The following is a 20917-nucleotide window of genomic DNA, read 5'->3' on the forward strand; positions in this document are numbered from 1 at the left end:
CCTCAGCGCAGCGAGGCCGGGTCGACGCGCCAGCGGATCGGCTCGGCCAGGTTGAGTTCCTCGCCCGGCTTCGCGACCTGCTCCTCGACGTAGTGCGTGCCGTCGAGCCGGTGCAGCCGCAGCGAGTGGCCGGCCCCGTCCTGCTCGACCAGCAGGTACCACGGGATCCCGGCGATCGCGTAGAGCTGCATCTTGACCAACCGGTCGGCGGCCGCGTTCCCCGGCGACACGATCTCGCAGACGAGGACGACCTCGCCCGCCTCGACCACAATGCCCTCGTCGTCGGTGTCGGCCACCACCACGTCGGGGATGACGATGCGGTCGACGCCGAGCCGGACGTTCACCGCCTCGAAGACCAGTAGACCCTGCGGCAGCGCGGCCAGCCGCAGGCTGTTCGTCAGGCTCCACGACACCAACTGGTGTCGCTTGCTCGGAGCAGGGCTCACGATCAGGCTCCCGTCGAGCAACTCGATCCGGTTCGGCGTCTCGCCCATGGCGAGGTACTCGGCCTCGGTCCACAGGCCGATGTGGGGTTCCAGGGGTGCCGCGCTCACCGGCGTCCACCTCCCGCTTCGATCGCCACCAGGTCAGCTTCACACGATACGGACCGACGAGGGCGCAGCGACACAGGTCGGGGCCGGTAGGCTCGCGCCCCATGGTGTCGATCGACTGGCTCGGCGGTCTCTGGGACAAGCTGTTCGCGGCGCAGCCGGACCCGCCGCCCCTGCTGGTGCTGCTGACCGCCGTCGTCGCGCTGGTGGTGGTCAGCACCCGCCTGCCCTGGCGGATCGCCCGCAACGCGATCACGATCGCCCACGAGGGCGGGCACGCGCTGGCCGCCCTGCTCACCGGCCGCCGCCTGCACGGCATCCGGCTGCACTCCGACACCTCGGGGCTCACCCTCTCCGCCGGCCGGCCCACCGGCCCGGGAATGATCCTCACCCTGCTCGCCGGCTACGTCGCCCCGCCGCTGGTCGGGCTGGCCGGCGCGTGGCTGCTCGCCGGCAACCGGATCACCCTGCTGCTCTGGGTCGCCGTGGCGCTGCTGCTGGCCATGCTGGTCATGATCCGCAACGTCTTCGGCGTGGTGTCGCTGCTGGTCACCGGCGGGTTGGTGCTCGCCGTCTCCTGGTACGCCTCACCGCAGGTGCAGGCGGCCTTCGCGTACGCAGGGGTGTGGTTCCTGCTGCTCGGCGGAGTGCGGCCGGTGGTCGAGCTGCAACGGCTGCGCTCCCGAGGGCGGATGCCCGCCTCCGACGCCGACCAGCTCGCCGGCCTCACCCCGCTGCCCGCGTTCTTCTGGGTCACCGTCTTCGCCCTGGTCAACCTGGTCGCCCTCGGCGCCGGCGCGCTGCTGCTCGCCGGCCCGATCCTCACCGACGCCGGCCTCACCCTCTGAAAATGATCGGCTGACCAGGCAACCCGCGGCACCGTCGGACGCGTGTCCCCTGCGACCGTCACGGGGAGGTAGCAGGTGCCGGACGTCGACGGGTTCGACGAGTTCTACCGGAGCAGCCGGCAACGGATGCTCGGCTTCGTCTACGCGCTCACCGGCGACCTTGCCGAGGCACAGGACGCCGTGCAGGAGGCGTACATCCGGGCCTGGCAGCGCTGGTCGACGGTGAGCGGATACGACGAGCCGGAGGCGTGGGTGCGGGTGGTGGCGAGCCGGATCGCGGTCAGCCGGTGGCGCAGCCTGCGCAGCCGGGCCCGCGCCTACCTGCGGCACGGCGCCAACGAGAGCGTGCCCGGCCCGGACACCGCCACCGTCGAGGTGGTCACCGCCCTGCGCCGGCTTCCCGAGGAGCAGCGCACCGCCATCGCGCTCTACTACCTGGTCGGCATGCCGGTCGCCGAGGTGGCCCGACAGACGGCCGCCCCGGTGGGCACCGTCAAGGCTCGACTCTCCCGGGGGCGGGCCGCGCTCGCCGGGCTGCTCGCCGTCTCTGAACTGGAGGAGGCCGCCGATGCGTGACGAGATGACGTTCGTCGAACAGGTGCACCGGGAGCTGCGCGACGTCCGCTGGCCGGAGCCGGCGGAGATCCGCGCCCGGGCCCGCAGGCGCAGCAGGCGTACGTCGATGCTGGCGGCCGTCGCGGTGCTCGTCGTGGCGTCGGGCTCCGCGTACGCGGTGAACGGGCGCTCGGTGCCGCCGGCTCCCCCGGCCGCCGTCACCGCCGGGTCGCCGGCCGCCGTCACGCCGGCGGAGATCCCGCAGGAGGCTCTGCTCAGGCCGGTGGACGTGCCGCTGAAGACCGGCGTGCTGCTCGGCGGGTCGGGACTGGCGGAACCGGTGCGGATCGACCCAGTGCTGGAGGCCTGCGGCCGGGAACGGGACGTGCCGTCAGCGGCGCCCACCTCCCGCTACTCGCGCTCCCAGACCCTGCTCTGGCTCGAGGAGGACGCGACGGCGCGCGGCCCGGCGCTCACCCAGGACGTCTACCGGCTCGACCCGGGCCAGGGACGGTTGGTCTTCGGCATGGTCGGGCTGCTGCTCAACCCCTGCGCCGAGTGGCAGCTCGCCGGGTCCGCGTACCTGGGCGGCCGGCAGGTGGCCACCGTCGCCACGCACCGGTGGGAGACAGCGGTCGGCGGCTTCGCCGGAGACCAGTCCGTGATGTTGCGCCACGTGTCGCTGGCCCCTCGTGACCGGGACAGCGGCAAGGTGCTGGCCGCCGCCACGTCGGTCGAGGTCACCCTGCTGGTGCGGGTCGGCGACCTGGTGACCGTGATCGCCCTGCAGGACGACGCCCTGCAGGACACGGTCGACGGCGCCCGGCAGCGGGGCCTGAGTTACGCCGACCTCACGACGCTGGGCAGGACGGCGGCACGCCGGCTGTGCCCGTGGGCGAACCCGGGCTGCTGAGCCGGCGCGGCCGGGGTCAGAGCGGGATGTTGCCGTGCTTCTTCGGCGGCAGGGTCTCGCGCTTGGTACGCAGCATCCGCAGCGCGCGGACGACCTGGGTGCGCGTCTCGTGCGGCGGGATGACGCTGTCCACGTAGCCGCGCTCCGCCGCGATGTACGGGTTGGCGAGGGTGTCCTCGTACTCGGCGATCTTCTCGGCCCGCACGGCTGCCGGGTCCTCGGCGGCGGCCAGCTCGGAGCGGTAGAGGATGTTCACCGCGCCCTGCGCGCCCATCACCGCGATCTGCGCGGTCGGCCACGCGAAGTTCAGGTCCGCGCCGAGGTGCTTGGAGCCCATCACGTCGTACGCCCCGCCGTACGCCTTGCGGGTGATCACGGTGACCTTCGGAACGGTGGCCTCGGCGTACGCGTAGATGAGCTTCGCGCCCCGGCGGATGATGCCGTCCCACTCCTGGCCGGTGCCGGGCAGGAAGCCGGGGACGTCCACGAAGGTCAGCACCGGGATGTTGAACGCGTCGCAGGTGCGTACGAACCGGGCGGCCTTCTCCGAGGCGGCGATGTCCAGGGTGCCGGCGAAGTGCATCGGCTGGTTGGCGACCACGCCGACCGGCCGGCCCTCGACCCGGCCGTAGCCGACGACGATGTTCTGCGCGTAGAGCGGCTGGACCTCCAGGAACTCGCCGTCGTCGAGGACGTGCTCGAGCACGCGGTGCATGTCGTACGGCTGGTTCGCCGAGTCGGGGATCAGCGTGTCCAGCTCCCGGTCCTCCTCGCTGACGTCGAGGTCGGCGGGCGCGTCGAAGACCACCGGCTCGTCCAGGTTGTTCGACGGCAGGTACGACAGCAGCGCCTTGACGTAGTCGACCGCGTCCTGCTCGTCGCCGGCGAGGTAGTGCGCGTTGCCGCTGCGCGAGTTGTGCGTACGGGCGCCGCCCAGTTCCTCCATGCCCACGTCCTCGCCGGTGACCGTCTTGATGACGTCCGGGCCGGTGATGAACATGTGCGAGGTCTGGTCGACCATCACGGTGAAGTCGGTGACCGCCGGGGAGTAGACGGCGCCGCCGGCGCACGGACCCATGATCAGCGAGATCTGCGGGATGACACCGCTGGCCCGTACGTTGCGGAAGAAGATCTCGCCGTAGAGGCCGAGCGAGGCGACGCCCTCCTGGATGCGCGCGCCCCCGGAGTCGTTGATGCCGACGACCGGGCAGCCGATCTTCATGGCCAGATCCATCACCTTGACGATCTTCTCGCCGAAGACCTCGCCGAGGGAGCCGCCGAAGACGGTGAAGTCCTGTGCGAAGACGCAAACCTGCCGGCCGTCGATGGTGCCGTAGCCGGTGATGACGCCGTCGCCGTACGGGCGGGTCTTCGCCAGGCCGAAGTTGGTGGACCGGTGCCGGGCCAGCTCGTCCAGCTCGACGAAGGAGCCCTCGTCGAGGAGCATCTCGATGCGCTCGCGGGCGGTCTTCTTGCCCCTCGCGTGCTGCTTCTCGACCGCGCGCGCCGACCCGGCGTGCACCGCCTCGTCGACCCGCCGATCCAGGTCGGCCAGCTTGCCCGCGGTGCTGTGGATGTTGATCCCGGTCTCGGTAGTCACCCTGGGAATATAACGATGGTTCAGGCCGCCGCCGCTGTGCAGTTCGCCTCAGCCGGCCCGGTCGGCCCGGCAGGCTGGCCGTAGGCTGACGGGATGCCGGGCTCGCCGTACACCGATCTGGACCGCCCGCCGCTGTCGGCGGCGCGGTTGCGGCGGGCGCTGGTCGTCCCGCACGGGCCCTGGACCCGGCTGGAGCTGCGCGTCGAGACCGGCTCGACCAACGCGGACGTCGCCGAGGCGGCGCGGGCGGGCGAACCGGAGGGCCTGGTGGTGGTCGCGGAGCGGCAGGCCGCCGGGCGCGGCCGGCGCGGCCGGACCTGGCAGTCGCCGGCGCGGGCCGGCATCGCCACCAGCGTGCTGCTCCGCCCGGGGGAGGCCGTCGCCGAGCGCGGCTGGCCGCCGGCACCCCAGACGGGGTACGGCTGGCTGCCGCTGCTCGCCGGCGTCGCCCTGGTCGAGACGGTGACCCGGCTGGCCGAGCTGGACGCGGGCCTGAAGTGGCCGAACGACCTGCTCGTCGGCGACGCGAAGTGCGCCGGCATCCTCGCCGAGGCGGTGCCGGGACCCGCACCGGCCCGGCCGCCCGCGATCGTGCTCGGTGTCGGCCTCAACGTCACGCTGCGCGCCGACGAGTTGCCGGAGAACCCGACCGGGCTGCCGGCGACCTCCCTGCAACTGGCCGGCGCGGCGGCCACCGACCGGGATCCGCTGCTGCGGGCGCTGCTGCGCGGGATCGCCGACTGGTACGCCGAGTGGCGCGCGGCCGGCGGCGACGCGGTCGCCAGCGGCCTGCGCGACGCCTACCTGGCGGCCTGCGCGACGATCGACCGGCAGGTACGCGTGCTGTTGCCCGGCGGCGAGGAGGTGACCGGCACGGCGACCGGCGTGGACGCCGACGGTCAGCTCCTGGTCGCCACCCCCACCGGCACCCGAGCCCTCGCGGCCGGCGACGTCCTGCATCTCCGCTGACTCCCGGGGGGACGGCCGCCGCGCGGCTGATCCCCCGCGGGCAGGCGAGCGGTTACGGTCAGCGCGTCCGTTTCTGCGAGGAGGTTCCCGTGGCGTTCCCCGATGACGTGCTCACCGAGGACGAGCACGTCGTGCTGCACCTGCACCCGCACTGGAAGGCGCTGGTCCGGCCGGTCGCGGTGCTCGTGCTCGCCGTCGCGGCGGTGGTGGCCGGTGTGGTCCTGCTGCCGTCCGGCGGGGGTGGCTCGATCGCGCTCGCCGTCATCGGCGGCCTGGCCCTGCTGGCGGTGCTGTGGCTGGCGCTGTGGCCGTTCCTGGTCTGGCGGAGCACCCACTACCTCTTCACCGACGAGCGGGTGCTGCTCCAGCAGGGGGTGCTCTCCCGCGACCGGCGGGACATCCCGCTGACCCGGATCAACGACCACGCGATGAACCAGCGGTTCGTGGAGCGACTGCTCGGTTGCGGGACGCTGACCATCGAGTCCGCCGGCGAACGCGGCCAGTCCGTCCTGCCCGACGTGCCGAAGGTCGGTCGGGTCCAGACCAGGCTCTACGAGCTGGTGGAGGCCCACCACGACAAGCACTCCCTCGGCGACACCGAGATGCGCGACATCCTGGCGGACCTGCACGACGGCAAACCCCTGCGCGACCCGACCGCCTGAGACCGGCGGCGGCCCGGGTCGGCGGCGCGGGTCAGCGGCGCGGCGGGCGGCGGGTGCTCGCCTGGAGCTCGGCGGCCAGTTCCGCTTCCAGTTCCCGGTCCAGCGAGCCGCCGAGGTCGGCGTCGAACGGGGCGGGGCGCCCCTGCCGGACCGGGGCCCCCGGGCCCGCGGCCGGCGCGGGGCTCGGGCCGGGCGCGACGCGGGGGACGTGCCGTCCGGCGCCCGGCGGCGGCTCGGACTCCTCCAGCTCGGAGATCGACTCGGCCATCTCGGCCACCGGGTCCATCTCGGCCATCGTGTCCCACTCGTCGCGCGGAATGCTGTGCCACGTCTCGGCCGCGTGGGCGGGCGCCGGCTGGAAGACGAACGTCCGGTAGGACCAGAAGCGGAACAGCGTCGCCAGCAGCACGCCGCCGGTCTTGGCCACGTTGAGGGCCAGCAGGCTGGTCAGACCCAACCCGTACTTGGCGGCGGCCAGGACGCCCAGCTCGATGAGCAGGCCGGCCCCGTTGAAAAGGAAGAAGAGGACGTACTCGCGTCGTATGGCTGATTTAGGACGATCGCGGTACGTCCAGTGACGATTCATCAGATACGACGTGATCGTCGCCACCACGGTCGCGATGACCGTCGCCTTCAGTTGCCCGTCGACGAAAACGGTCAGTGCGAGCGCGTTGAACACGGCGTAATTGATTACGGTGTTGACGCCGCCGACGACACCGAACTTGAGCGCCTCGCGGATGAACTTCTGCCAGCGCTCAGGCAGCAGACGGACAAGACGCATGCGGAACACCTTAGGGCAGTGGGCGGGGCCGGCAGGCTCCGGCCGGGACGAGGTGGGCGGCAGGGTCACGCCCCGTGGTCTCGGTCGTGCTTCTCTTCCGGAACCTGCGGAGTTCCCGCTTCGACGAAGACGAACCGTCGGTAGGACCAGAAGCGGAACAGCGTGCCGAGCCCCGTCCCGACGACGAAGCTGGCGATGTTGTCCGCCAGCGGGGTCTGGAACACCGCCGGCCAGATGCTGCCCAGGCCGTAGCGGCTGACCGCCAGGCAGGCCACGGCGATCCCCAGGCCGACGCCGTTGAAGAAGAAGAACAGCGCGTACTCGCGGGCCGGGTGGGAGCGCTTGCGGTGCCGCCACGTCCAGAACCGGTTGCCGACGAACGCGACGGACGCCGCGATCACCGTCGAGATCGTCTTCGCGGTGACCTGTTCGACGCCCTGGAACCTCGTCAGGTAGTTGAAGAGCGCGAAGTCGATCAGGAAGGCGACCCCGCCCACGGTGGCGAACTTGCTCAGCTCGCGGACGAGGTGGCCGAAACGCTCCACCAGCGAGTGGACCAGACCTGGGCGGGTCTGCCGGGAGCCGGGCTCCCCGGTCGTCGTCGCGGCCACGACGCGAGCCTACCGGCTGGGGGCACCCCGCACGGGTAGCAACGGCGGACCGCCTGTCCGGGTGTGTGCCTGTGGACAGAGCGTAACGAGTTCGAGGGTGCGGTAGGGCGGGTTCGGTGGGGTTCGGTCGACGGGTCGCGCCGGCCGGGCGGGTGAGGTTTCACCTGAGCATTTGCGTGAAACTGCGCGTGAAAGCGGGTATTAGCTCGTGATGCCGCAGCGTGACCGCACCTTGTGCAGTTCTTCACAACCAGTCCCACTGACTGGTGACCTCGCCCGGTTTACGCTGAGGCCAATCCCAGGTTTCCACGAAGGCGACGCATCGCGCCGTCACGACTCGTGCATCCCATAGATCGGTCAGCGTCGACCACCAAGGAGATGTGTCATGGTTGCTCCGGCTACCGTTCGGGGTATCGATCAGGCCCCGACGTCCCACCCCAAACTGCTCGCCTGGGTCCGTGAGGTCGCTGAACTGACCACCCCCGACCGTGTCGTCTGGGTGGACGGGTCCGACGAGGAGTGGCGTCGCCTCACCGACGAGCTGGTCGAGGCCGGCACCCTGATCCGACTCAACCCCGAGAAGAAGCCCAACTCGTTCTATGCCCGCACCGACCCGACGGACGTCGCCCGGGTCGAGGAGCGCACCTTCATCTGCTCCGTCGACGAGGCGGACGCCGGCCCCACCAACAACTGGATGGCGCCGGCCGAGATGAAGCGGACGATGACGGAGCTGTACCGCGGTTGCATGCGTGGGCGCACCATGTACGTCATCCCGTTCTGCATGGGCCCGGTGGAGGCGGAGAGCCCCATGTTCGGCGTCGAGATCACCGACAGCCCCTACGTGGTCGCCTCCATGCGCATCATGACCCGGATGGGCGCAAAGGTCCTGGAGGCCATGGGCGACGACGCGGACTTCGTCCACGCGCTGCACTCCATCGGCGCCCCGCTCGCCCCTGGCCAGCAGGACGTGGCGTGGCCGTGCAACGAGACGAAGTACATCTCGCACTTCCCGGAGACCCGGGAGATCTGGTCCTTCGGCTCCGGTTACGGCGGCAACTCGCTGCTCGGGAAGAAGTGCTACTCGTTGCGGATCGCCAGCGTGATGGGCCGCGACGAGGGCTGGCTCGCCGAGCACATGCTCATCCTCAAGATCACCTCGCCCGAGGGGAAGGTCTACCACGTCGCCGGGGCCTTCCCGTCGGCCTGCGGCAAGACCAACCTGGCGATGTTGGAGCCGACCATCCCGGGCTGGAAGGTCGAGACCATCGGCGACGACATCGCCTGGATGCGCTTCGGCCCGGACGGCCGCCTCTACGCGGTCAACCCCGAGTACGGCCTCTTCGGCGTCGCCCCCGGCACCGACTGGAAGACCAACGCCAACGCCATGCGGACGCTGGACCGCGGCAACTCCATCTTCACCAACGTGGCCCTGACCGACGACGGGGACATCTGGTGGGAGGGCATGGGCGAGCCGCCGGCGCACCTGGTCGACTGGAAGGGCGGCGACTGGACGCCGGAGAGCGAAGGCCTCTCCTCGCACGCGAACAGCCGGTTCTGCACCCCGATCACCCAGTGCCCGATCCTCGCTGAGGACTACTTCGACCCGAACGGCGTGCCGATCGACGCGATCCTCTTCGGCGGTCGCCGCCGGGACACCATCCCGCTGGTGACCGAGGCCCGCGACTGGGTGCACGGCGTCTACATGGGCGCGACGCTCTCCTCGGAGACCACCGCCGCCGCCTCCGGCGCGGTCGGCGTCGTGCGGCGCGACCCGATGGCGATGCTGCCGTTCATCGGCTACCACGCCGGGGACTACTTCCGGCACTGGATCGAGATGGGCAAGGGCACCGACGGCGACGAGTCCAAGCTGCCGAGGATCTACTACGTCAACTGGTTCCGGAAGGACCAGGAGGGCAACTTCCTCTGGCCCGGCTTCGGCGAGAACTCTCGGGTGCTCAAGTGGGTCATCGAGCGGATCGAGGGGCGTGCCGAGGCGGTGGAGACCCCGATCGGCATGGTCCCGGCCCAGGACGCGCTCGACGTCGAGGGCCTGGACATGACCCCGGAGGACGTCCGGATCGCGCTGAAGGTCGACCCGGAGGAGTGGCGCGACGAGCTTCCACTGGTCACCGAGTGGTTCGAGAAGTTCGGCGACAAGCTGCCGGGCGTGCTCTGGGCCGAGCTGGACGCGCTGCGTGCCCGGCTCGACGCGGCGCCGCAGCGCTGAGGACAGGTGTGACCGAGGCCCGGAACGGGCATCATCGGATCCCATGAGGACGGCCGCCGCGACCGAGGTCCGGCGGCCGTCCGCCGTCCGGGCACTGACCACGCTGCTCGCACTGACCGCGGCGGCCACCGTCGTGGTCGAGCTGCTCAACTGGTGGTACGCCCCGGAGCAGGGCTTCGGGCTGGCGGTGCGGACGTGCTGGGCGATGCTCCGGTCGCTCGGCTTCCTGCTGCTGATCGGGCACGTCCGTCGGGGCCGGACGGTGGCCCGGCCGTTCGGGCTGATCCTGGCGGTGACCACGGTCTTCGCGGTCGGCCGGCTGATCGTGCCCCGGCAGGGCGTGCCGCCGCTGCCGGGGCTGCTCGGGTTCGCCCTGCTCACCGTTCTCTGTGCCGCCGTGGTCTGGCTGCTCTACCGCTCGCCAGCGGTGTCCGGGCACCTGGTCCGTCACCGGCCCCGCCTGGTCATCGACCGCGAGGGCATCTCGTGGCGGGAGACCCCGCCCCGCCGGCCGGAGGTCAGTGGTTGGCTGCTCACCAGCCGGGTCGCGGCGTTCACGTACAGCCCGCTCATGCTGGTCCCGGCCCTGGTCGCCGGCGGCGCCGTGCTGGACGACCGGCTGACCGCCGTGCCCGCTGTGCTGTTCTGGTTCGCCGCCGGGATCGTGACCAGCTACGCGGTGCTCTTCTGCACCGCCTTCCTCATGCGCGGCAAGGGCTGGGCGCGCACGCTGCTGGTGGCCGTCACCGCGATCGTGCTCGCCGTCGACCTGCCGCTGTGCTGGTGGCTGCTCGGCCCGGACGGGCTGGTCCGTGACGGCGGCCCGCTGGTGGCCGCCGCCGCGCTGACGTTCTACGGCCTCTGGCGTGCCACCCGCGCCGAACGGGCCGTTCGGCCGGCCCAGGGGGTCGCCGGTCACCCTCGAAGCAGCGCGGGGTGACCGGCCGCCGCAGGGCCGGCGTGCGGCTGGGTCACCATCTCGGTGCCCCAGCCAGGAGGCCCGGAGGTCGTCTCCACCAGCCCGGAGATGGTCCTCCCCGGGGCGCTGTCGAGCTGCCCCGTCCATGGGACCGCCAGCGAACCACCGACCCCGCTCCCGCTCCTGCTCCGCGCCGCTGCTGCTCCGCCCGGGCCGGTCTCGCTGCCTGCCGGTCTCGCTGCCTGCCGTTCCTGTTGCCTGCCGTTCCTGCTTGGTGCCGCTCCTGCTCCGCGTGGGTCCCTCCCCGTTTCCGCCCCGCCCCGTCCGTGCGGGCAGCTCGACAGCGTCCACGCACCTGGGCGTCCGCGTCGCCGCGACGGCAAGAGCGGCTCCTGCCGGATGAGCGGACGCGGCGCCGAAGGGTTCCGCGCGGCTGATGCGCCTCCCGCTGGCTGATGCGCCTCCGGCGGCTGACGCGGGTCCGGGCCGCGGATGCGCAGGCGTACCGCCGATGCGCAGGCGTGCCGCCGGTGCGCAGGCGTGCCGCCGGTGCGGAGGGCGTGTCGCCGGTGCGCAGGGCGTGCCGCCGGTGGGGGCCTGCCGCGTCGGCGGGGTCCGCAGCACTGGGGCGGGTGGTACCTGGACGGCAGCGCCGACGTGCCGGGCGGGTTTCGGCGCTGCGCGGTTCCGCGCCGGCAGGATGACCGTAGAAGCCGGACCGGCGGTGGGAGGGGACGCGGTGGGCGACGACGAGTTCGACGTTGTGGTGGTCGGGGCCGGTCCGGCGGGGTCGGCCGCCGCGCTGGCGGCCCGGCGGGCGGGGGCGAGCGTGCTGCTGCTGGACCGGTCCGACTTTCCCCGGGACAAGGCGTGCGGGGACGGCATCGCCGCGCACGCGCTGGACGTACTGGCCGAGCTGGGGGTGCCCGACGCGGTGGCCGGGCACGCGCCGCTGCCGGCGCTGCGGCTGGTCGCGCCGGGCGGCGGCATGGTGGCGCGGGCGCTGCCCCGGCCGGCGTACACCGTGCCCCGCAGGGTCTTCGACGCGCGGCTGGTGGCGGCGGCGGTCGCGGCCGGCGCGCGGCTGCGCCGGCACACGGTGCGGCACGTCGAGGTCCGGGCCGACCGGGTGGTGCTCGACGGCGTGCTGGCGGCGCGGGTGGTGGTCGGGGCGGACGGCGCCGGGTCCGTCCTCCGGCGGGCGCTGGGGCACCGGCCGAATCCCGACCGGCACCTGGCGCTCGCCATCCGGGGGTACGCCCCGGCGCTGCCCGGCCCGCCCGAACAGCTCATCGTCACCTCGGCGCCGCGCTGGCCGGCGTACGCCTGGTCGTTCCCGATCGGGGACGGTCGGGCGAACGTCGGGTACGGGGAGGTGCTGCGGGGCGAGCCGCTGACCCGGGCGCACCTGGTCGACCGGCTCGGCGAGCTGCTGCCCGGCACCCACCCGGCCACGGTCACCGACCTGCGGGCCCACCACCTGCCGTTGTCGACGCACCGGCCCGCCCCCGGGCACGGCCGGCTGCTGCTCGCCGGCGACGCGCTCTCCCTGATCAACCCGTTCACCGGGGAGGGCATCTTCTACGCGCTGCTCTCCGGCGCGCTCGCCGGCGCGGCGGCGGCCGGCGCACCCGAGCAGGCCGCCCGGCGGTACGCGGCGACGCTGCGCCGTCGCCTGGGCACCCACCTACGGCACAGCTCGCTCGCGGCGTGGCTGGCCCGACACCGGCAGGTGGTCGACGCGGCGGTCCGCGCGGCCCGCCGGGACGACCGGGTGTACCGGACGGTGGTCGAGTTGGGGCTGGGCGACGGTCGGCTGGACGCCCGCACACTGGGCATGATCGGCATGGCTCTGTCGGCGTGGGAGCGGACTCCGAGGCGGTGATCCGGCCCGCCGGTCGCTACGCTGCAAGGTGATGACTCTGCGGGACCTGATCTACTCGGTGTACGAGCGTCGCCTCACGGCGAAGCTCGCGGGCAAGCCGGTGCCCCGGCACGTCGGCGTGATGTGCGACGGTAACCGCAGGTGGGCCCGGGAGATGGGCTACGTCGATCCGAACGACGGGCACCGGGTCGGCGCTGCCAAGATCAAACATGTGCTGGGCTGGTGCGACCAGGCCGGCGTCGGGCACGTCACGCTCTACCTGCTCGCGACCGACAACCTGCGACGGCCGGCCAAGGAACTCGACCCGCTGCTCCAGATCATCGAGGACCTGGTCGTCGAGCTGGCCGAGGAGGGCAATCCCTGGCGGCTGCGGATGGTCGGCGCGCTCGACCTGCTCCCGGCCTCGACCGCCGCCGCGCTGAAGGCCGCCGAGGAACGCACCCGGGACCGCAGCGGCGGGGCCGAGGTCAACATCGCGGTCGGCTACGGCGGCCGGCGGGAGATCACCGACGCGGTGCGCTCGCTGCTGCTGGAGCATGCCGCCTCCGGCGGCACCCTCGAGGAGTTGGCCGAGGTGCTGGACGTCGAGCATATCGCCGAGCATCTCTACACCCGGGGCCAGCCAGACCCCGACCTGGTCATCCGGACCAGCGGCGAGCAGCGCCTCTCCGGCTTCATGCTGTGGCAGTCGGCGCACTCGGAGTTCTACTTCTGCGAACTCAACTGGCCGGATTTCCGGCACATCGACTTCCTGCGCGCCCTGCGTTCCTACGCCAACCGCCAACGCCGCTACGGCGCCTGACCGAACCGCTGCACGTCCCCCGTGCCGGCCGGCACGGGGGACACGTCCCCGTGCGCTCCGGAGGTCGCCGTGGTCGTCCACGGCCGGCCGGTACCACGTCAGGTGAGGTGTCGGGTGGCCTCGGTGAGGAAGTCGCCGAGCGCGGCGGGGGAGTCCAGGGTCAGGTCGGCGGCCTCCGCGACCTCGCGACCCGTCTCCGGGTTTGCGACGGCGACGCAGACACCGAAGAAGTGGGGATCGGCGGCGGCCCGGGCCCGCAGCGCGGCGAACGCCTTGATGTCGGAGACGTCGTCGCCGAAGTACCAGGCGCCCTCGGCGTCCCGGACGATCTCGTCGATCACCATGCCCTTGTCGCGGTCGACCGGGGGCTTGAGCTCCAGCACCATCCGCCCGGCCTGGACCTTGAGCCCGAGCCGCTCGGCCTGGGCCCGGCCCCACCGCTCCACGTCCGCGCCGAGCTGCGGCGCGGTGCGCCAGTGCAGCGCCACGGAGAGCCGCTTGTACTCCACCAGCGCGCCCTCGGGCAGCTCGGCCCGGGCCAGCTCGGTCACCTCGGCCATGGTGGGCACCCAGGGCAGGGCCGCCGGCTCCGTCACGGTCTCGCCGCCGGAGTGGCTGTGCTCCAAGCCGTAGAGGCCGTACAGGTCGACGCCGGTCAGGCCGCCGAGGTGGTTGCGGAGGAAGTCGACCGGCCGCGCGGAGACGATCGCGACGCGCCGGACGACCGGGGCGAGCGCCTCGATCGCGGCCAGCACCTTCGGAGCGGGACGGACGGCGGTGGGATCGTCGTCGACCGGCGCCAGGGTGCCGTCGAAGTCGAAGAAGAGGACGGTTCCGGCCGACCTCCCGGCGGTCGTCCGCCAGGCCTGGTCGGCGTCCAACGGGATCCTCGGCTGCTGGTTGCCCAGATTCAACGGCGGCACGCGCGACAGCGTACCCCGGGCGGGGCGACTCAATCCCCGGCCGAGTGGTGACCACCGACCGGCGCGCCGGAGGCGGTGCGGTCGGTGCGCGGCGGGCCGACGGTCAGCGTTCGGCCGCCCCCCGTCCCCGCCGGCCGAACGGCACGACGGCGGCCTCCTGGCCGTGGCTGAGCAGGTAGCCCTCGACGAAGCCGCTGTTGCGGTCGCCGGTGCGCTCCTCGATCTCCTTCAGCCGCCCGACGAGGAAGTCGGTCAGGGCGCTGACCCGGTTGTCGAGCCGGTCGTGCAGCTCGGCGACCACGGCCAGGACGACCGCGGTACCGGCGGAGGTGAGCGCGAGGAGGTTGACGAGCAGGGGAAGCTGCCCACCGTTGACCGCCAGGGTCACCACGTTTCCGGTCACGCCCAGTGTCAGCGACACGGTCGCGACAACGACTGCCATCCACTTCAGGGTCATGGACAGACCCCTCCTTCTGTCCCGCAGGGCTGGGTTCGGCCTTGTCCCGTCCCCCCGCCGACGACGAGCCCAAGCAGTACGAATACGGACGCTAGCGCGCCCGTTCCGGCCCCGGAGCGAAACGAATGAGTCTGACCTGCCGTTCTTTCGCCATCTGAGGAACTAGCCGGCCTGTTTCCCTCGTTTTCGGACATCGACCGGCAGGGTGGGGCGGTACGCGAGGTATCTGATGGTTTCCCGGATGTGGAACTTCTCCGCGTCGGAGACGTCGGGGTCCACGAGCCGACGCAGCAGCGCCTCCACGTCCGGGTCCATCGGCGGCGGGATCGGGGCGCTGCGCGGGCCGGTCGTCCGCTCCCAGCCCAGCGCGGCGAAGGCGGTGGCGGGGCTGAGCCCGAGGCCCTCGCAGAACGCGACCACGCGCTCGGCCTCCGGGTCGCTCGCCCAGTCGCCGCGGACCCAGCGGTTGATGGTCTGCCGGGAGACGCCGGTGCGACGGGACACCTCGGTGCCGCTCCACGCCCGGGTGGCCCGGGCCTCGTCGAGCGCCCGCCGGACGAAGGTGGCGAAGGCGATCTTCCGTGCGTTGGCCGTCTCGGTCACCCGGTGACGGTACGACCATCCGGCCACCGGTGCGTGTCCTGGCGCGCTGTTGTCACGCGGACGTGACGCAGTCGTCGAGGTGCCGGTAACCGACCAGGCACCGCTTCTGAGGGGCGCCACCTGGGCAGAATAGCTGCCCGTAGAGGTCGTCGGAACCGGACGAAAAGCTGATACTGTCACGTCCATGGGACAATCTACGGTGTGTCACGTGCATGAGACGATCAGTGCTCACATGCGTCACGCCCCCGGCGCGAGGGGGGTGTGGTGACCGAGCTAGCCACCCGTGCCCAGGCCTTCGGCCTGGTCGCGGAGGGGGTGGCCACGGGCCTGAGCGCGCCATGGCGGCTCTACCTCGCCCGAGGCTGCCGTTACCTGTCGATCAGCGTCGGCGACCGCACCGAGTGGGACGCCTGGCGGACCCACCTCGGCTGCCCCGAGGTCAGCGTCCGGGTGTACGACGCCGGCGGGGAGATCCGCCGCTCCTCGGTGGCCGAGGTCGTCCTGGACGGCTGCCGGATCAGCGTCGAGCTGGTCGAGGAGGTCAGCACCGACGACCTGGACCGCCTCCTCGTCGCCGAGCCCACGCCGACCGAGCCGGAGGAGCGATGACCCGGGACCCGTGGCGCACCGGAGCCGCCGGATGAGCCCCTTCCTCGCCGTCTTCCTCGTCCTCGTCCTCGGCGCCACGAGCTACGCGGCCGGGCGGCTGCACGGGCAGCTCAGCTACCGGATCGGCTACCGGTTCGGCTACCGGCAGGGCTACTTCGACGGCGACCGGGGGGCCTGGAACCGGCGTCGCCGCGACGCCCAGGCCGCCATCGCCTCCGCCCTGGCCGGCCCGTCGCCCGTCACCGCCGCCCGGGTCACCGGCACGGTGGCCCGGCCCGGCACCACGTACACCGGCTCGTCGTTCGCGACGCCGGTCGCCCCGGTCGTCGGGCGGCACCCGACCGGCACCCTGGTCCGGCGGACAGGTTGAGTCCCGGTCGACGGGGAGCCCGAGGCCTCGTCGACCGGAATCCGGACACGGTGCGTCGTCCGCGGCGGACACGCACCGTCGGGACCACGTCAGACCGGTGACGGTGGTCCCACCGGCCGGGATGCGCGCAGGGGGCATGCATCCCGGCCGGTTCCGCCGCCGGCTGAGTTCACCCGCCGGTCCCCGGAGATCCACCGTCGCCCTCTAGCCCACGGGGTCCGACGCCGCTAGCGTCTAGGCATGGCGCGGGGTTCTCCCGGGCCAGCCGGTCCGCCCGGATCTGCGACCTCGCGCACGGGGTTCCGCATCCGACCCCGTGTCCCCGGGCACCGGAGGAGGCGGAACGCGGGTGGCGGATGCCCATCCGTCGGAGCAGGCCTGTGACGACTCGCCGTACGCCCGCCGGGACCGACCAGACCCCGGCCGCGACTGCCACGACCCGCCGCGCCACCCGGAGCCGCCGCAGCGCGTCCGCCGCTCCGGTCGGCAACGAGGAGCCCCGACCAGCGGGCCAGGCATTCGTCCTGGACACCTCGGTGCTCCTGTCCGACCCCGCGGCCTTCCACCGCTTCGCCGAGCACGAGGTGGTCCTGCCCCTCGTGGTCATCTCCGAGCTGGAGGGCAAGCGACACCACCCGGAGCTGGGCTGGTTCGCCCGGCAGTCCCTGCGCATGCTGGACGAGCTGCGGGTCCGGTACGGGCGGCTGGACCGGCCGGTGCCCGCCAACGACTCCGGCGGCACGCTGCGGGTGGAGCTCAACCACTCCGACGACGGCGTCCTGCCGCCGGGGTTCCGCACCGACTCCAACGACACCAGGATCCTCTCCGTCGCGCTGAACCTCGCCGCCGAGGGGCGGGAGGTGACCCTGGTCAGCAAGGACATGCCGCTGCGGGTCAAGGCCGCCTCGGTGGGCCTGCGGGCGGACGAGTACCGGCACGGCCAGGCCAGCGACCCCACCTGGACCGGGATGGCCGAACTGGAACTCGCCGAGGAGCAGATCGGGCGGCTCTACGCCGGCGAGGCGCTCGACCTGGACGCCGCCGCCGGGCTGCCGTGCCACACCGGCCTGGTGCTGCACTCGGCCCGGGGGTCGGCCCTCGGCCGGGTGCTGCCGGACAAGACCGTACGGCTGGTCCGCGGCGACCGGGAGGCGTTCGGGCTGCACGGCCGCTCGGCCGAGCAGCGCATCGCGCTCGACCTGCTGCTGGACGAGTCGGTCGGCATCGTGTCGCTGGGCGGGCGGGCCGGCACCGGCAAGTCGGCGTTGGCCCTCTGCGCCGGGTTGGAGGCGGTGATGGAGCGCCGCCGGCACAAGAAGGTGGTCGTCTTCCGCCCGCTCTACGCCGTCGGTGGCCAGGAGCTGGGCTATCTGCCCGGCTCGGAGTCGGAGAAGATGTCGCCCTGGGCGCAGGCGGTCTTCGACACCCTGGGCGCGGTGGTGCACGAGAACGTGTTGGAGGAGGTCACCTCGCGGGGTCTGCTGGAGGTGCTGCCGCTGACGCACATCCGGGGCCGCAGCCTGCACGACGCCTTCGTGATCGTGGACGAGGCGCAGTCGCTGGAGCGGGGCGTGCTGCTCACGGTGCTCTCCCGGATCGGCCAGGGCTCCCGGGTGGTGCTCACCCACGACGTCGCCCAGCGGGACAATCTCCGCGTCGGGCGGCACGACGGCGTGACCGCGGTGATCGAGGCGCTCAAGGGCCATCCGCTCTTCGCCCACGTCACCCTCAGCCGTTCGGAGCGTTCGCCGATCGCCGCGATGGTGACGGATCTGCTGGAGGACATCCCGCAATGACGGTGGATATGTAGGGGTTTGTCCGCATTCTTCTTGTGACGCAGATCACAATCAAGGCTCTTGGTTTCCCATGCGTCCCACCGTGCGCGATGGTGTCCCACGAGCGCCCACGTACCGAGAAGATCGTTGGTGATCGTTCGTCACAGGACGCGCCAGCATCCACCGGGTACGTCGGCTGCGACCGGCACCGGGTCGGGGCGCTCGCGACGCGGACGCATCCCACCCCGGGGTGCCGCCGCCGCGCCGCGTCCTTGCACCCGACGAAGGGACCACTTCGTGAGTCGGCTGTGGAGCCGGTTCGCCGCCCGTACGGCCGCTGTCGCGTTGCTCTCCGTGGGCGTCGCTGGCGGCGTCTACCTGGGTGACGACCGACAGAGTCAGCAGCAGGGCCTGACCACGCAGGTCGGCGTCGCCGCCGAGCAGGCCGAGTTCGAGCACCAGCACGAGCGGCAGGCCAGCCACCAGGTGCAGTCCGCGAAGCAGCGCGCCGCCGAGTACCAGGCGAAGCTGCGCGCCGCCGCCGCGGCCAAGGAAGCCGCCAAGCGCGCCCGCGAGGCCGAGGCCGCCGCCGCGTCGCGCAAGAAGGCGCGCGAGGCAGCCGCCAAGGCCGCAGCCGAGAAGGCCGCCGAGAGCAAGCCGTACGACGGGCCGATTCCGGCGTCCTGCGCCGAGTTCAGCGGCAACCGCGAGGTCGGCTGCGCGCTGATGGTCAGGGCGGGCTTCGGGATGGACCAGTTCCCCTGCCTGAACAAGCTCTGGGACAAGGAGAGCGGCTGGAACCACAAGGCCCGCAACCCCTCGTCCGGGGCGTACGGCATCCCGCAGGCGCTGCCCGGCAGCAAGATGGGCTCCGTCGCCGGCGACTGGCAGACCAATCCGACGACCCAGATCAAGTGGGGCCTCGGCTACATCGAGGGCCGCTACGGTTCGCCCTGCAAGGCCTGGGCGCACTCCCAGGACGTGGGCTGGTACTGACCGACGCCCGGAGGGCGGGATGTGTGGGCGTCCACACATCCCGCCCTCTTCGTTGCGGGTACGGATCGCCGCAGAAGTGGCGGCTTCGCCCGACACCTGATAGCTCTTGACGGGTGACCCTGCACCCGTCGAGCGGCGACCCGCACCGGTTCGGCACCGAGGCGTTCTACGCCGCGCTCGGCCGGGCCTTCGTCGCCATGTGCGCGGTGGTGCCGTTCCTGTTCCTCATCGAGGCCCTCGACCAGGGGCTCGCGGCCGGCCTCGACGCCACCGCCGGCATCATCCCCAAGCGCATCGACGGGCTCGACGGGGTCTTCTTCTCGCCGTTCCTGCACCACGGCTTCGACCACCTCTACAGCAACAGCATCCCGCTGATCCTGCTCGGCACCTTCGTGCTCGCCGCCGGCGCCCGCCGCTTCCTCTGGTCGACGCTCGTCATCATCCTGGTCAGCGGGCTGGGAGTGTGGTTCACCGGCTCGTCCACCTCCGTGGTGGTCGGCGCGAGCGGGGTCATCTTCGGCTACCTCGGCATCCTGCTGACCCGGGGCATCGTCGAACGCAGCTGGTGGAACTTCGCCGTCTTCCTGCTGGTCGGCCTGCTCTACGGCTGGCAGCTGGTCGGCATCCTCCCCACGGACGAGCGGATCTCCTGGCAGGGCCACCTGTTCGGGCTGCTCGGCGGGGTGGTGGCCGCGATCATCTTCCGGCGCCGCCGGGGCGACCTGGGCGGTCCCCACCGCTCGGAGTCCACGCTCACCATGCCCTGAACGCCGACGCGCCGGCGTCGGCCACCCGTGGGACGTGCTTGCCCGGGCGCACCGTCGGCCCTACCGTCGGGATCAGCACGCGTTGATCCGTGAGCGGAAAGCGACGGTACGCCCATGCGCGAGGTCGATGTCGCGGTGATCGGGGCCGGCCCCAGCGGGCTGTTCGCGGCGTACTACGCCGGGTTCCGTGGGCTGTCCGTCGCGGTCGTCGACGCGCTGCCCGAGCCGGGCGGCCAGATCACCGCCATGTACCCGGAGAAGCTGATCCACGACGTGGCCGGCCTCCCGGCGGTCAAGGGGCGGGACCTGGTGGCCAACCTCGTCGCCCAGGCCGCTCCCTTCGACCCGTGCTACCTGCTCGGCATCCGCGCCGAGAAGCTCTCGTACGCCGAGGGGCAGCCGGTGCTCGGCCTCGCCGGGGGCGGGCAGCTGCGGTGCGGGGCGGTGATCGTCACCGGCGGGCTGGGCAGCTTCACGCCCCGCCCGCTGCCGGCGGCCGAGCACTTCGCCGGCACCGGGATCGTCTACTTCGTGCCCCGGCCGACGGAGCTTGCCGATCGGGACGTGCTGATCGTCGGCGGCGGCGACTCCGCGTTCGACTGGGCCTCGACGCTCCAGCCGCTGGCCCGCTCGGTGACCGTGGTGCACCGGCGGGAGAAGTTCCGGGCGCACGCGGCCACCGTCGCCAGGGTGCTGGGCCTGCCGGTGCGCGTGATCGTCAACGCCGAGGTGACCAGGCTGCACGGCGACGGCGCGGTAACCGGCGCCGAGATCACCGTACGCGGCGGCGCGGCGGAGCTGCTGCCCGTGGACACGGTGGTGGCCGCCCTCGGCTTCACCGCCGACCTCGGCCCGCTGACCGAGTGGGGGCTGCGGCTGGACCGCCGGCACATCGTCGTCGACAGCGCGATGGCGACGAACCTGCCCCGGGTCTTCGCGGCGGGCGACATCACCGAGTACCCGGGCAAGGTGCGGCTGATCGCGACCGGCTTCGGCGAGGCCGCCACGGCGGTCAACAACGCGGCGGTGGCCATCGACCCGAGCGCGCACCTGTTCCCCGGGCACTCGTCCGACGGCACCTGACGCACCGGTCC

Annotated in this window: 22 protein-coding genes; 15 read left to right on the top strand and 7 right to left on the bottom strand. The window is 72.5% G+C overall.

Annotated features, from left to right (window positions below; translation table 11 throughout):
- Positions 1-2 precede the first annotated feature (2 nt).
- The gene (locus KBX06_RS15290; protein ID WP_307854641.1) at positions 3-554 is read right to left on the bottom strand and encodes a Uma2 family endonuclease; all 552 of its coding nucleotides are present in this window, start codon (positions 552-554) and stop codon (positions 3-5) included.
- 101 nt (positions 555-655) lie between these two features.
- Between KBX06_RS15290 and KBX06_RS15295 the strand changes: the two genes are divergently transcribed.
- The 3 genes from KBX06_RS15295 to KBX06_RS15305 all read left to right on the top strand — a co-directional run bounded on the left by KBX06_RS15295 (position 656) and on the right by KBX06_RS15305 (position 2867).
- Positions 656-1399, top strand: a complete 744-nt coding sequence (locus KBX06_RS15295; RefSeq protein WP_210835267.1) for a M50 family metallopeptidase — start codon at positions 656-658, stop codon at positions 1397-1399.
- Between the two features lie 75 nt (positions 1400-1474).
- The gene (locus KBX06_RS15300; RefSeq protein ID WP_210835270.1) at positions 1475-1975 is read left to right on the top strand and encodes a SigE family RNA polymerase sigma factor; all 501 of its coding nucleotides are present in this window, start codon (positions 1475-1477) and stop codon (positions 1973-1975) included.
- A complete protein-coding gene (locus KBX06_RS15305) occupies positions 1968-2867 on the top strand; it encodes a hypothetical protein (RefSeq protein WP_210835271.1) in 900 nt (299 codons plus the stop codon). The genes KBX06_RS15300 and KBX06_RS15305 overlap by 8 nt, the downstream gene beginning before the upstream one ends.
- Before the next feature lie 16 nt (positions 2868-2883).
- Here KBX06_RS15305 and KBX06_RS15310 read toward each other — a convergent pair whose 3' ends face one another.
- The gene (locus tag KBX06_RS15310) at positions 2884-4467 is read right to left on the bottom strand and encodes an acyl-CoA carboxylase subunit beta (protein ID WP_210835274.1); all 1584 of its coding nucleotides are present in this window, start codon (positions 4465-4467) and stop codon (positions 2884-2886) included.
- 93 nt (positions 4468-4560) lie between these two features.
- Between KBX06_RS15310 and KBX06_RS15315 the strand changes: the two genes are divergently transcribed.
- Together KBX06_RS15315 and KBX06_RS15320 are read left to right on the top strand one after the other, a co-directional pair.
- The gene (locus KBX06_RS15315) at positions 4561-5436 is read left to right on the top strand and encodes a biotin--[acetyl-CoA-carboxylase] ligase (RefSeq protein WP_210835276.1); all 876 of its coding nucleotides are present in this window, start codon (positions 4561-4563) and stop codon (positions 5434-5436) included.
- A gap of 89 nt (positions 5437-5525) precedes the next feature.
- Positions 5526-6098, top strand: coding sequence for a PH domain-containing protein (locus tag KBX06_RS15320; RefSeq protein WP_210835278.1), 573 nt, complete (start codon positions 5526-5528; stop codon positions 6096-6098).
- Positions 6099-6129: 31 nt separating this feature from the next.
- Here the strand turns inward: KBX06_RS15320 and KBX06_RS15325 are convergent, their stop codons facing one another.
- Both KBX06_RS15325 and KBX06_RS15330 read right to left on the bottom strand, forming a co-directional pair.
- Positions 6130-6879, bottom strand: coding sequence for a GtrA family protein (locus KBX06_RS15325; protein WP_210835280.1), 750 nt, complete (start codon positions 6877-6879; stop codon positions 6130-6132).
- 65 nt (positions 6880-6944) lie between these two features.
- Positions 6945-7490, bottom strand: coding sequence for a GtrA family protein (locus tag KBX06_RS15330; protein WP_210835281.1), 546 nt, complete (start codon positions 7488-7490; stop codon positions 6945-6947).
- A gap of 385 nt (positions 7491-7875) precedes the next feature.
- On the opposite strand from KBX06_RS15330, the gene KBX06_RS15335 reads away from it, so the two are divergent.
- The 4 genes from KBX06_RS15335 to KBX06_RS15350 all read left to right on the top strand — a co-directional run bounded on the left by KBX06_RS15335 (position 7876) and on the right by KBX06_RS15350 (position 13323).
- On the top strand, positions 7876-9717 hold the full coding sequence (locus KBX06_RS15335) for a phosphoenolpyruvate carboxykinase (GTP) (RefSeq protein ID WP_210835283.1): 1842 nt from the start codon (positions 7876-7878) through the stop codon (positions 9715-9717).
- Between the two features lie 43 nt (positions 9718-9760).
- The gene (locus tag KBX06_RS15340; protein WP_210835285.1) at positions 9761-10657 is read left to right on the top strand and encodes a hypothetical protein; all 897 of its coding nucleotides are present in this window, start codon (positions 9761-9763) and stop codon (positions 10655-10657) included.
- Positions 10658-11336: 679 nt separating this feature from the next.
- Positions 11337-12521 (top strand): geranylgeranyl reductase family protein, encoded by a 1185-nt coding sequence (locus KBX06_RS15345; protein WP_210835287.1) that lies wholly within the window; start codon positions 11337-11339, stop codon positions 12519-12521.
- 31 nt (positions 12522-12552) lie between these two features.
- The gene (locus KBX06_RS15350) at positions 12553-13323 is read left to right on the top strand and encodes an isoprenyl transferase (RefSeq protein ID WP_210835289.1); all 771 of its coding nucleotides are present in this window, start codon (positions 12553-12555) and stop codon (positions 13321-13323) included.
- Positions 13324-13421: 98 nt separating this feature from the next.
- On the opposite strand, the gene otsB is transcribed toward KBX06_RS15350, so the two are convergent.
- From otsB to KBX06_RS15365, 3 genes are all read right to left on the bottom strand, one after another.
- A complete protein-coding gene (gene otsB, locus KBX06_RS15355) occupies positions 13422-14246 on the bottom strand; it encodes a trehalose-phosphatase (protein WP_210835293.1) in 825 nt (274 codons plus the stop codon).
- 103 nt (positions 14247-14349) lie between these two features.
- Complete coding sequence (locus KBX06_RS15360; RefSeq protein WP_210835294.1) at positions 14350-14703, bottom strand: hypothetical protein; 354 nt, start codon at positions 14701-14703, stop codon at positions 14350-14352.
- Positions 14704-14865: 162 nt separating this feature from the next.
- Entirely contained in the window at positions 14866-15306 is a 441-nt protein-coding gene (locus KBX06_RS15365; RefSeq protein ID WP_210835296.1) for a helix-turn-helix transcriptional regulator, read from the bottom strand.
- A gap of 264 nt (positions 15307-15570) precedes the next feature.
- Between KBX06_RS15365 and KBX06_RS15370 the strand changes: the two genes are divergently transcribed.
- The 6 genes from KBX06_RS15370 (at position 15571) to KBX06_RS15395 (ending at position 20906) form a co-directional block, all read left to right on the top strand.
- The gene (locus KBX06_RS15370; RefSeq protein ID WP_210835298.1) at positions 15571-15915 is read left to right on the top strand and encodes a hypothetical protein; all 345 of its coding nucleotides are present in this window, start codon (positions 15571-15573) and stop codon (positions 15913-15915) included.
- 31 nt (positions 15916-15946) lie between these two features.
- On the top strand, positions 15947-16285 hold the full coding sequence (locus tag KBX06_RS15375; RefSeq protein ID WP_210835300.1) for a hypothetical protein: 339 nt from the start codon (positions 15947-15949) through the stop codon (positions 16283-16285).
- Positions 16286-16665: 380 nt separating this feature from the next.
- Positions 16666-18081 carry a PhoH family protein gene (locus KBX06_RS15380; protein WP_210835301.1) on the top strand — a complete coding sequence of 472 codons (1416 nt, stop codon included), beginning with the start codon at positions 16666-16668 and terminating at the stop codon, positions 18079-18081.
- A 276-nt stretch (positions 18082-18357) separates the two neighbouring features.
- Positions 18358-19056, top strand: a complete 699-nt coding sequence (locus KBX06_RS15385; RefSeq protein ID WP_210835304.1) for a lytic transglycosylase domain-containing protein — start codon at positions 18358-18360, stop codon at positions 19054-19056.
- 113 nt (positions 19057-19169) lie between these two features.
- Positions 19170-19823, top strand: coding sequence for a rhomboid family intramembrane serine protease (locus KBX06_RS15390; RefSeq protein WP_210835305.1), 654 nt, complete (start codon positions 19170-19172; stop codon positions 19821-19823).
- A gap of 114 nt (positions 19824-19937) precedes the next feature.
- Positions 19938-20906, top strand: coding sequence for an NAD(P)/FAD-dependent oxidoreductase (locus KBX06_RS15395; protein WP_210835306.1), 969 nt, complete (start codon positions 19938-19940; stop codon positions 20904-20906).
- Positions 20907-20917 lie beyond the last annotated feature (11 nt).

Source organism: Micromonospora sp. C31, assembly GCF_018070575.1.
Taxonomy (GTDB): domain Bacteria; phylum Actinomycetota; class Actinomycetes; order Mycobacteriales; family Micromonosporaceae; genus Micromonospora.

Excerpts from the sequence above, each read along its gene's own strand:
- KBX06_RS15295 (WP_210835267.1), top strand. The coding sequence starts at position 656 with ATGGTGTCGATCGACTGGCTCGGCGGTCTCTGGGACAAGCTGTTCGCG.
- KBX06_RS15305 (WP_210835271.1), top strand. The coding sequence starts at position 1,968 with ATGCGTGACGAGATGACGTTCGTCGAACAGGTGCACCGGGAGCTGCGC.
- KBX06_RS15315 (WP_210835276.1), top strand. The coding sequence starts at position 4,561 with ATGCCGGGCTCGCCGTACACCGATCTGGACCGCCCGCCGCTGTCGGCG.
- KBX06_RS15325 (WP_210835280.1), bottom strand. The coding sequence starts at position 6,879 with ATGCGTCTTGTCCGTCTGCTGCCTGAGCGCTGGCAGAAGTTCATCCGC.
- KBX06_RS15335 (WP_210835283.1), top strand. The coding sequence starts at position 7,876 with ATGGTTGCTCCGGCTACCGTTCGGGGTATCGATCAGGCCCCGACGTCC.
- KBX06_RS15340 (WP_210835285.1), top strand. The coding sequence starts at position 9,761 with ATGAGGACGGCCGCCGCGACCGAGGTCCGGCGGCCGTCCGCCGTCCGG.
- KBX06_RS15345 (WP_210835287.1), top strand. The coding sequence starts at position 11,337 with ATGACCGTAGAAGCCGGACCGGCGGTGGGAGGGGACGCGGTGGGCGAC.
- KBX06_RS15350 (WP_210835289.1), top strand. The coding sequence starts at position 12,553 with ATGACTCTGCGGGACCTGATCTACTCGGTGTACGAGCGTCGCCTCACG.
- KBX06_RS15360 (WP_210835294.1), bottom strand. The coding sequence starts at position 14,703 with ATGACCCTGAAGTGGATGGCAGTCGTTGTCGCGACCGTGTCGCTGACA.
- KBX06_RS15375 (WP_210835300.1), top strand. The coding sequence starts at position 15,947 with ATGAGCCCCTTCCTCGCCGTCTTCCTCGTCCTCGTCCTCGGCGCCACG.
- KBX06_RS15395 (WP_210835306.1), top strand. The coding sequence starts at position 19,938 with ATGCGCGAGGTCGATGTCGCGGTGATCGGGGCCGGCCCCAGCGGGCTG.